Below are 726 nucleotides of genomic sequence, written 5' to 3'. Positions count from 1 at the left end.
TCGCTCATCTTTTGCGCGACACGCGGATCAACCGGGGTGGTCGCTGAGTAATCAAGGTAAATCGGCAATTTCATGGACTTTCTCCTAAATCAGGCTGGCTGGCGTGCCGTTAGCTCTTCGGCTGTCACTCGACGGCGGACGCTTCAATCTTGTCCAGACGCGGCGCCTTGGTGTTGCAACGGCGCTGGTCCTGACGCTGGGCTACTTCTTGCACCTCACGGCGAGTCACAAGATCGGCCAAGCTGATACCACTCAAAAACTCATGGATCTGCAAGCTCAGGTCGCACCATAAGTGGTGCGTCAGGCAGGTGTCACCGGCATGGCAATCACCCAGGCCCTGGCATTTGGTGGCGTCGACGGATTCGTTGACCGCATCGATCACCTGGGCCACCTGGATACCCTGCATGTCGCGGGACAACTGATAGCCACCGCCTGGCCCACGCACACTGGACACCAGGTTGCTACGGCGCAATTTGGCGAACAGTTGCTCGAGGTAGGACAGGGAAATGCCTTGGCGCTCGGAGATATCGGCCAGGGACACCGGCCCAGTTTGCGCGTGCAAGGCCAGGTCAAGCATGGCGGTCACCGCGTATCGGCCTTTTGTAGTCAGTCTCATGGACAATTACCAAGGTGTTTCAGAATGTGGGCAAGTATGCGATTCCCGAGTATTTAAGTCAACTATAAGACCTAGTACTTTAGTCAGGATTACCCGTAAAAAGGGCGCGC

2 protein-coding genes are annotated in these 726 nt (G+C 56.5%); both read right to left on the bottom strand.

The window, feature by feature from the left end:
- Positions 1 to 74 (bottom strand): hypothetical protein (locus CFE47_RS31355; protein ID WP_244225676.1); only part of this gene is annotated, 74 nt, incomplete at its 3' end.
- A gap of 50 nt (positions 75 to 124) precedes the next feature.
- Complete coding sequence (iscR, locus tag CFE47_RS31350; protein ID WP_003194020.1) at positions 125 to 616, bottom strand: Fe-S cluster assembly transcriptional regulator IscR; 492 nt, start codon at positions 614 to 616, stop codon at positions 125 to 127.
- Positions 617 to 726 lie beyond the last annotated feature (110 nt).

Source organism: Pseudomonas sp. PGPPP1 (assembly GCF_002255865.1).
Lineage (GTDB): Bacteria > Pseudomonadota > Gammaproteobacteria > Pseudomonadales > Pseudomonadaceae > Aquipseudomonas > Aquipseudomonas cremoris.
This window is presented reverse-complemented; position numbering and strand designations above follow the sequence as displayed.